Annotated in this window: 11 protein-coding genes; 4 read left to right on the forward strand and 7 right to left on the reverse strand. The window is 59.9% G+C overall.

Going from position 1 to position 8,310, the window contains the following annotated elements:
* The coding region (locus tag B7L71_RS05520; protein ID WP_081136512.1) for an FAD-dependent monooxygenase at positions 1 to 1,027 on the forward strand (1,027 nt) is incomplete at its 5' end.
* Positions 1,028 to 1,103: 76 nt separating this feature from the next.
* Positions 1,104 to 2,300 carry an E22 family MetX-like putative esterase gene (locus B7L71_RS05525; RefSeq protein ID WP_081136514.1) on the forward strand — a complete coding sequence of 399 codons (1,197 nt, stop codon included), beginning with the start codon at positions 1,104 to 1,106 and terminating at the stop codon, positions 2,298 to 2,300.
* Between the two features lie 25 nt (positions 2,301 to 2,325).
* On the opposite strand, the gene B7L71_RS05530 is transcribed toward B7L71_RS05525, so the two are convergent.
* The 5 genes from B7L71_RS05530 to B7L71_RS05555 form a co-directional block, all read right to left on the reverse strand.
* On the reverse strand, positions 2,326 to 3,021 hold the full coding sequence (locus B7L71_RS05530; RefSeq protein WP_081136516.1) for an aspartate/glutamate racemase family protein: 696 nt from the start codon (positions 3,019 to 3,021) through the stop codon (positions 2,326 to 2,328).
* A 728-nt stretch (positions 3,022 to 3,749) separates the two neighbouring features.
* A complete protein-coding gene (locus B7L71_RS05540) occupies positions 3,750 to 4,403 on the reverse strand; it encodes a DsbA family oxidoreductase (protein ID WP_081136520.1) in 654 nt (217 codons plus the stop codon).
* A 64-nt stretch (positions 4,404 to 4,467) separates the two neighbouring features.
* Entirely contained in the window at positions 4,468 to 5,409 is a 942-nt protein-coding gene (locus tag B7L71_RS05545) for a cation diffusion facilitator family transporter (protein ID WP_081136522.1), read from the reverse strand.
* Between the two features lie 46 nt (positions 5,410 to 5,455).
* Positions 5,456 to 6,088 (reverse strand): PAS domain-containing protein, encoded by a 633-nt coding sequence (locus tag B7L71_RS17855; protein WP_081136524.1) that lies wholly within the window; start codon positions 6,086 to 6,088, stop codon positions 5,456 to 5,458.
* A 128-nt stretch (positions 6,089 to 6,216) separates the two neighbouring features.
* Positions 6,217 to 7,188, reverse strand: a complete 972-nt coding sequence (locus tag B7L71_RS05555; RefSeq protein WP_081136526.1) for a ribonuclease Z — start codon at positions 7,186 to 7,188, stop codon at positions 6,217 to 6,219.
* A 123-nt stretch (positions 7,189 to 7,311) separates the two neighbouring features.
* On the opposite strand from B7L71_RS05555, the gene B7L71_RS05560 reads away from it, so the two are divergent.
* Complete coding sequence (locus B7L71_RS05560) at positions 7,312 to 7,557, forward strand: type II toxin-antitoxin system CcdA family antitoxin (protein ID WP_081136528.1); 246 nt, start codon at positions 7,312 to 7,314, stop codon at positions 7,555 to 7,557.
* A complete protein-coding gene (locus B7L71_RS05565) occupies positions 7,557 to 7,874 on the forward strand; it encodes a CcdB family protein (RefSeq protein ID WP_081136530.1) in 318 nt (105 codons plus the stop codon). The genes B7L71_RS05560 and B7L71_RS05565 overlap by 1 nt, the downstream gene beginning before the upstream one ends.
* Here the strand turns inward: B7L71_RS05565 and B7L71_RS05570 are convergent.
* Positions 7,871 to 8,197 carry a HigA family addiction module antitoxin gene (locus B7L71_RS05570; protein ID WP_212636733.1) on the reverse strand — a complete coding sequence of 109 codons (327 nt, stop codon included), beginning with the start codon at positions 8,195 to 8,197 and terminating at the stop codon, positions 7,871 to 7,873. The genes B7L71_RS05565 and B7L71_RS05570 overlap by 4 nt on opposite strands.
* Entirely contained in the window at positions 8,197 to 8,310 is a 114-nt protein-coding gene (locus B7L71_RS05575; RefSeq protein WP_446497389.1) for a type II toxin-antitoxin system RelE/ParE family toxin, read from the reverse strand. Before B7L71_RS05575 ends, B7L71_RS05570 begins: the two co-directional genes overlap by 1 nt.

Consider the following 8,310-nt stretch of genomic DNA (forward strand, 5'->3'; position numbering starts at 1 on the left):
TATTTCATCACTCAACGCCCGCTCGCTGGCGTTCGTGAAAGCCAGCGGTGCGGTCCTGCCGGGAGAGCGCTGCTGCCCGTTCCGGCACATCGATGTCTCCAACCTGGATGGCAGCGGTCACTCGCTGTTCTCGGCCCACGACAGCGGCATGAACGATTTCGGTATTTTCATCGAAAACCGCGCCCTGCAGTACGCCCTTTGGCAGCGCCTGGAGCAGCTTCCCAGCGTCACTTGCTACACCCAGTGTGCCCCGGTGAGTACGCTGGCCGCCAGCACCCATCGGCTGCTGGAGCTGGACAACGGCAAGACCCTCAGCGCCCGGTTGATGGTGGCCGCAGATGGCGCACGTTCAACCCTGCGTGAGCTGGCAGGCATCTCCACCAGCAGCTACGACTACCACCAGCGGGCGATGATCATCAACGTCGAGACCGAGCTGCCCCAGCAGGATGTCAGCTGGCAGTACTTTACCCCCACAGGCCCGCTGGCCATGCTGCCGCTGCCCGGCCACCGCGCCTCGTTGGTGTGGTACGACAGCGATGAGGCCACCAAGGCCCGTGAACAGCTTTCCAACGACGCCCTGCAACACGCCATAGAAACCACCTTCCCCAAACGGCTGGGCAAATTGACCCGGGTGGTGGCACGGGCCAGTTTCCCCATCAAGCGCCAGCACGCCAAACGCTACATCGGCAAACGGCTCGCGCTGATCGGCGACGCCGCCCACGTGGTGCACCCGCTGGCAGGTCAAGGCTTGAACATCGGCCTGCACGACGCCGACACCCTAGCCGAGCTGATCATCAAAGGCCGTGACCCTGGCGACCATATCAGCCTGCACCGTTTCGAGTGCCACCGGCGTCTGGCCAACCAGGCAATGATCGCCGCCACCGATAGCTTCCACCACCTCTTCACCGGGGCCAAGCCGCTCCGCCAACTGGGTGATCTCAGCCTGCACCTCGCCGAGCGAGTGCCGTTTGCCAAACGCATGATGATGCAGCAGGCCAATGGGTTGAATCCGTTCAAGGTGGGCTAAAGCTGACTATGCTGAGGGAGTGGCTGCGGAAAGCAGCCCTAAAACAATCACAATAACCCTCAAATAAGGAAAGCGCATGCGACGCAAGCAACCATTCGCGCTAGTAACGGCCGCCTCGTTCACCAGCATTGGCCTGTTGCTAGCCACGCCCTTATGGGCCTGGGATGGCGTGGTCGAGAAGCAGCGGTTCGAGATCGAGAGCTTTACCACCCAGGGCGGCGAGACGATTCCCAACGTGGCGGTGGGCTGGGAAGCCTACGGCGAGCTGAACGAGGCACGCGATAACGCCATTCTGATTACTCACTTCTTCTCGGGCACCAGCCACGCCGCAGGCCGTTACGAGGCCGAGGGTGAGGCTACCGGCTACTGGGATGCCATCATTGGCCCTGGCAAGCCACTGGATACCGATCAGTACTACGTCATCTCGTCCGATACGCTGGTCAATTTGGGGGCGAACGACCCGAACGTGATCACCACGGGGCCTGCCACCCTCAACCCCGATACCGGCGAGCCCTGGGGCATGGATTTTCCGGTCGTGACCATCCGTGATTTTGTCGAGGTGCAGCGCGCCCTGCTGGAAAGCCAGGGCATTGAATCACTGCATGCGGTCATGGGCGCTTCCATGGGTGCCTTGCAGGCCATCGAGTGGGCCAGCGCTTACCCAGAACGGGTCGAGCGGTTGATTCCCGTGATTGGTGGCGGTGTGGCCGACCCGTGGCTGCTGGCCACGCTCAGCGCCTGGGCCGCGCCTATTCGCCTGGATGCCCGCTGGAACGAAGGCGACTATTACGGCGGCGAGCCGCCCACCGACGGGCTCAAAGAGGCGCTGAAGCTGGTGACGCTCAATGCCAACCACTGGCAGTGGGCCAACGAAGCGTTCAACCGCGATTGGGCCGACGACGCGCGCGACCCTGCCCAGGACATCACCGCCCGCTATGCCATCGAACAAACCCTGGATGACATCGCCGCCGCCCGTGCGGCGCTTTCCGATGCCAACCACTTGCTCTACCTGGTGCGCGCCAACCAGACCTTCATGGCTGGCTACGGCGACTCGCTGGAAGCGGGGCTGGCCGCCATCGAAGCCCCCACATTGATGCTGTATAGCGAGAACGACTTGGTCTTCGCCCCCGAGGGCGTACGCCGCACCGCCGAGCTGATCGAAGCCGACGGCACTGAGGTGACGCTAGAAACGCTGGAAGGCAACCGAGGTCACCTGGATGGCGTGGTGGCCATCGAGCAAGCCAGCGATACGCTGCGGGCATTTTTGGAGTGACACAGCGCTTGGAAGGCCAATCTCGCTAGCGGCTTTCCAGCGCCCACTGCACCGCCTGCTCTGCATGGATCTCGGTCGTATCGAAGAGCGGCACGGGAGTGTCGGCCTGTTGAACCAGCAGGCCGATTTCGGTGCAGCCTAGAATCACTCCCTGCGCGCCGCGCTCGGCAAGCGCCTCGATGATCGCCAGGTAGTCGGCTTTGGCCTCTGCTTTCACCACGCCCAGGCACAGCTCCTGGTAGACCACCGAGTGCACGCGCTCACGCTGTGGTTCGGTGGGCACCACCACCTCAATCCCGTGGCGCTGCAAACGCTCGATATAAAACGCCTGCTCCATGGTGAACCGCGTGCCCAGCAAACCTACGCAGGTAATGCCCTGGCGCTGCAGCACCCGGGCGGTGGCATCGGCGATATGCAATAGCGGAATGGAGACCGCCGCTTCCAGCGGCTCGGCAACCTTGTGCATGGTGTTGGTACACAGCACCAGACAATCGGCCCCTGCTGCCTCCACCGCGCGGCCCGCCGCTGCCAATATCTCGGCAGTCGCCTCCCAGTTACCCTGATGCTGCAGCGCCTCGATGTCGGCAAAATCCACGCTGTACAGCACCACTTTGGCAGAATGCAGCCCGCCCAGCGCCGAGCGCACATGCTGGTTGACGAGGCGGTAGTAGGTTTGGGTGGACTCCCAGCTCATGCCGCCGATCAAGCCGATGGTTTTCATGGATGCACTTCCACCTTTTGGTCACAAGAAAGAGAGTGTATTGCGAAGGCAGCAGACAAGGCTTCGGACTCTATCAGAGGCTCACATGCTTACCGCCATCCGGCACTTCGCAGTTTTAACAGTAGCGCCCATAACCGGCTGCCCCCCGCTGAGCTTAAAAGCAAAACGGCTCCCACGACCACGGAGGTCCCCCCACGCCCTAATAAGTAAGCGCTAGCGTTTGGCCGCTGTTGCGCGAGAAACTCCCCCAACAACACCGTGCCAGCAGCGATAAAATAAATACCCATGAGCGCTGTCCCCACCGCCATGCAGGCTCGGGGGCTTACCAATACACCTGACCCTTGCGGCACCAGCCATCTGCTCAATGCCTCACGCCACAGAATAAGGCTCAGTCCGATCAGAGTATTGCTAAAAAAATGCACAAACTGAGCCATCAATACGCTTGAAGAAATGTCCTCTTGGCCAGCCAGAGCGATCGACAGAGAAACGGCGGCATCCGGTAATGGACGTAGCGCCATCCATAGCCCCAAGAGCGCCAACAAGCTGGCCATCAGCGGGCGCATTTGCATCCTTGGCATCATGACTCCTTTACTCGTTGCATTGTTGGTTGTGAGAGCTCAACCTGGCTACTCCAGAACTCCGGTAAACACGACGGTCAGCCAGCGGCGCAGACCTTCGTCGTCCACAAGATTCCGATGCCACATACTTCAGGCAGCGCTTCCCACACATTAGCCGCTGGCGTTTTCCTCGGCCACCTGACGCAGCGCATCGACCAACACATCGGCGGGCTGGGCGCCGGAAATCAGGTAGCGGCCATCGAGAATGAAGCCCGGCACGGCACTGACGCCCATGTCCATGAAGCGCTGCTCTGCCTCACGCACTTCTTCGGCGTATTGGTCGGAGCGGGCGATGGCCTCGGCGGTGTCGCCATCCAGCCCCACCTCGATGGCTTTTTCGCGAAGCACCAAGGGGTCGGCGGGATTTTTCGCCTCACCGAAGTAAGCCTCGAATAGCGCCAGTTGAAGCGCCGTTTCCTGGTGCTGCGTTCCGGCCCAGGCCAGCACACGGTGCGCGGCGAAGGTGTTGTTCGCTCGGCGCTCCAGCGCGCCACGGAAATTCAGGCCAAGCGCTTCGGCGGCGGCCATGATCTCGCGCTGGGACTGTTCCATGGTGGCCGCATCCTTACCGTACTTGCGGCACAAATGCTCCAGAATCGGCTCGCCCTCGGGCGGCATGTCCCGATTCAGTTCGAAAGGCTGCCAGACCAGCTCGACCTCGATCTCGCCAGCGAGCACCTCCAACGCCTGCTCCAGGCGCCGATAGCCAACCGCACACCACGGGCAGGCCACATCGGATACCAGATCGATTCTTACCTTTTGCATGGGGCGTCTCCTTTGGGTTCATTCATCATGGGTAACATCCGACAGATGGGGCCATGCTACTGCCTCAGTCCGCCCACTCCAGGTCTCCGGTAAACACGACCGTCAGCCAGCGGTGCGGCCCTTCGTCGCCCAGCAAGTCACTGACTTCGTTACGCAGGGCATCCCATTCGCCAATGGTGCGCGGGGGCGCATCGGCGGGGACGATAAAGTAGAGCTCGATTTCCCTGGAGCGTCCCACCCGCGCAATATAGGCGCGGTAGGTGGTAAACCCGTGCTGTTGCACGAAGGCCTGTGCCACCTGATCCACATGCTGCTTCAATGCGCTCGGGGTGACCAGGAAGATATCCGCCAGCGCGCGGCGCACGGTGGAAATCGGCAGCGGAATGATGATGACGCACACCACCGCCAGCACCGCCGGGTCGATGTAGGGCGACACCCACTCCCACGACGTGCCCTGCACCAGATAGCCTAGCGAGAACGCCACCAGCAGCGCCGCCGTGATGCCTGCCGACATGATCCAGCCCCGCACGTCCAGGCGCACGAAGTCAGAACCGATACGACGATTGGCGCGGGCCTCCACGATAGCGGTGGAAACACACGCCACCAGGGTAATCACCGCATAAACGATTGCCCAGCCAAACTCCAGCTCGCGCCCGCCTTCCAGCAGGCTGCTGATGGCGTTGATCAGGGCATACACCGCCACGCCAATCAGCAGCGTGCCGTTGACTCCCAGCACCATGGGTTCCAGGTGCCAGAAGCCCACGGAAAAGCGCTCCCTCAGCTTGCGCGACAGCCCTTTCGACGACACGAACGAGGTAATCAGGTTCACCACCAGCAACGAGAGCAGGCTCATGCTGGCATCCACCAGGGCATAGATGCCGTCGAACATGATCGAAAACGACCCGGACATCAGGCCAAAGCCGATGCCCAGCCCCGCAATCACCAGCGTGACGGCGATGGACGTTCTCAGTACGCCGCTCTCGTCGCTCAGATCGAAACTACGCATGACGTTATCCCTTTCAGTGCGAAAATCCGCTCATCCTTCCGTTCTCTCAACCCTGCAGCTCTCTCAATTGCTTCATCAATCCCGTAATCACTTTTGCCGAGCTGCTGGTGTCATCCGCCAGGCGGCGCACGTGTTCGGCAACCACCGCGAAGCCTTTGCCAGCCTCGCCTGCCCGCCCTGCCTCGATCCCCGCGTTGATGCTGAGCAGTTGCAGCATCTTCAGTGAATGGGCAATTTTCTCGGTTTCGGTGGCAATGTCTCGGCTGATGGCACTCAGCTGCTCCTCGCTTTGCCGCCGCTGCTGGATGTCGGTGACCACCCCTTCCAGGTAGATGACGTTGCCCTCCTCATCTTTCACGGCACCGCCGTACTCGCTCACCCAGCGCAGGCGGCCATCTTTACAGCGCACCCGATAATCGGCTTGCCAGTTCTTGTCAGCGGCGATGGCGCGCTCGATGGCCTGATCCAATCCCGGCGCATCCTCAGCGTAGATCAACGCCACGTAGGATTGCAGGCGGTTGTCGATCAAATCGTCGATGGCATAGCCGGTCAGTTCCTGAACCCTGCCACTCAGGTTCAGCATGGTGTAGTGCTCATCGTTGCGGCAGCGGTACAGAAACCCATTCATGCGCGACGCAATGCTTTCATAAATAGTGTCTTGCTCAGACATGCTGGTCATGGCCTTTCAAAGTGGAATGCTAGGGTACGCCCGCCTGTTCACCGGCGACTTAAGTCGTACGTATCTGCACAGCACTATGCCGAGACCGCCCCGCCAAGTCCAACGCCAAACTCACTTGCAAGCAACGATTAACAAGGCGGCTCGCGGGTTTGCTCGGTGACATGGCCCGCTTTATCCAGGTGGTACTCGCTAAAGTCCTGCGCCAGGAAGAGCGCGCCTGAGTAAACGCTTTGCGCCTCGCGTTGGATATCCTCGATGGAAGGCACGGTATGGGAAATGAGCGGGTAGCGGGGGCTGAAGTGGGTCAGCACCAGGTGGGGCAAGCCGACCTGCTCGGCAAACGCCGCCACCTGCCTGCCGTAGCTATGCCCTACCTCACCGGCTTTCTCGGCCATTGCTTCGGTGTAAGTGGCTTCATGCACCAGCACCTGCGCCCCGGCACAGGCTTGCGCCAACAGCTCGGGTTGGTCGTTGTCTCCGGCAATCACCACTTTTCTGGCGGCGTGTTTGAACAGCAGGTAATCCTGGCTGCGCAGTTGCTTGTCCTCAAACGCTACCTCCCTCCCCTGCTTCAACTGCCCCCACAACGGCCCTCTGGGAATGCCGTGCCGATCCAATTTATCCACATCCAGGGCGACCTCCACGTTGCGCTCGGTGAACGCATAGGCGTAGCACGACACGCGATGGGAAAGCGCGCACGTTTCCACCGCCATGTTCTCGAACTCGATGCTGGGCAGGTCATCGGCGCAGATGAACTCCAGCGCGAAGGGCAGGCAGAGCTGGGTCACCGCACAGGTGGCTTCCAGCCAGGTTTGGATACCCTTGGGTGCCACAAGGATCAGCGGCGCCGTGCGCCCACCCATGGCCGCACTGGCCAGAATGCCCGGCAGCCCGTAGCAGTGGTCGCCGTGCACATGGGTAATCAAAATGGCCTTCAGCGAATGAAACGACAGCCTGGTGTGCAACACCTGGTGCTGAGTGCCCTCCCCGCAATCGACCAGATACCAACCCTTGCCCTTGCTCTCTTGCAAGGCGATGGCGGAAACATTGCGTTGTTTGGTGGGCACACCGGCGGAAGTGCCGAGGAAGAGTAGGTTCATATCTTATTGGCGAGTCAACAATGAGCGTGAAGGGGTGACGTTCGAAGCAACGAGGCGCGCTTGAATGCGCATTACCATGCGCATAAAATCAGACGATACATCAAGAGCCACCAGGAGACGACGATGGCCGAACTCTACGATGCAGACGCACCCAAAAAAGCAGCGAATCTCTCCATCAATAGCGACCTGCTGCGCAGGACACGTGAATTGAACATTAACCTGTCTGCCACCCTGGAGCGAGCGCTGAAAGAAGAGCTTGCCAAATGCGAAGCACAACGATGGGTCGAAGAAAATCGAGCTGCGATAAAAAGTTATAACGATTTTGTCGAACGACACGGATGCTTTGGCGACGAATTCAGGGAGTTTTAATGGCACAGTTCGACGTATACCCCAACCCAAGCAAAACCAGCAAAGCGCACTACCCCTACCTTGTGGATGTGCAAAGCAGTTTGCTAAGCGAACTGGCCACTCGCATCGTCATCCCGCTGGGCAACCGTTCCGCCTTCGGCAACGACACCCTGCAAGGACTCACTCCAGAAATCAGCTTTGGCGATCAGGTGCTATTGCTGCTAACGCCACAGATTTCGTCGGTGCCTGAAAAACATCTACAGAATCCCATCGGCTCTCTCTCGCATGTTAGAGACCAAATTGTCGGGGCTCTGGACCTGGCGATCACCGGCTTTTAACACTGGTAGGGTGCGGCAACCTCATGGAGGCAAAGCCGCCATGTCAAACGCTCATCAAGCGGCGTTAAATTCCAGTGGATGGAGGCCATCCAGAGATCATGCATATCCTGCATCGCCAACCAGCTCTCAGGGCTACGCCCCAGCACTTTGGAAAGGCGCAGCGACATTTCCGGGCTAATGCCACTTTCTCCTTTGAGCAGCCGGGACAACGTGGACGGTGAAACACCCAGACTCGAAGCAAGCTGACGCGAGCTAATGCCAAAGGGTTCCAGATACACTTCCCGAATAAATTCACCAGGATGCGGCGGATTATGCATCGTCATTAGTGATAATCCTCATAATCAAGAATGTAGGCGTTGCCGTCCTGAAATTCGAACGTCATACGCCAATTTCCGTTCACCCAAATCGACCATCGCCCTTTGTCTTTCCCTTTCAA

The sequence above is a fragment of the Halomonas sp. BC2 genome (assembly GCF_002078115.1).
GTDB lineage: Bacteria > Pseudomonadota > Gammaproteobacteria > Pseudomonadales > Halomonadaceae > Vreelandella > Vreelandella stevensii.

What these genes read in the sequence shown, in the direction of transcription:
- B7L71_RS05540 (WP_081136520.1), bottom strand. Translation starts at nt 4,403, where the DNA reads ATGCAAAAGGTAAGAATCGATCTGGTATCCGATGTGGCCTGCCCGTGG.
- B7L71_RS05570 (WP_212636733.1), bottom strand. Translation starts at nt 8,197, where the DNA reads ATGACGATGCATAATCCGCCGCATCCTGGTGAATTTATTCGGGAAGTG.
- B7L71_RS05565 (WP_081136530.1), top strand. Translation starts at nt 7,557, where the DNA reads ATGGCACAGTTCGACGTATACCCCAACCCAAGCAAAACCAGCAAAGCG.
- B7L71_RS05555 (WP_081136526.1), bottom strand. Translation starts at nt 7,188, where the DNA reads ATGAACCTACTCTTCCTCGGCACTTCCGCCGGTGTGCCCACCAAACAA.
- B7L71_RS17855 (WP_081136524.1), bottom strand. Translation starts at nt 6,088, where the DNA reads ATGACCAGCATGTCTGAGCAAGACACTATTTATGAAAGCATTGCGTCG.
- B7L71_RS05525 (WP_081136514.1), top strand. Translation starts at nt 1,104, where the DNA reads ATGCGACGCAAGCAACCATTCGCGCTAGTAACGGCCGCCTCGTTCACC.
- B7L71_RS05530 (WP_081136516.1), bottom strand. Translation starts at nt 3,021, where the DNA reads ATGAAAACCATCGGCTTGATCGGCGGCATGAGCTGGGAGTCCACCCAA.
- B7L71_RS05545 (WP_081136522.1), bottom strand. Translation starts at nt 5,409, where the DNA reads ATGCGTAGTTTCGATCTGAGCGACGAGAGCGGCGTACTGAGAACGTCC.
- B7L71_RS05560 (WP_081136528.1), top strand. Translation starts at nt 7,312, where the DNA reads ATGGCCGAACTCTACGATGCAGACGCACCCAAAAAAGCAGCGAATCTC.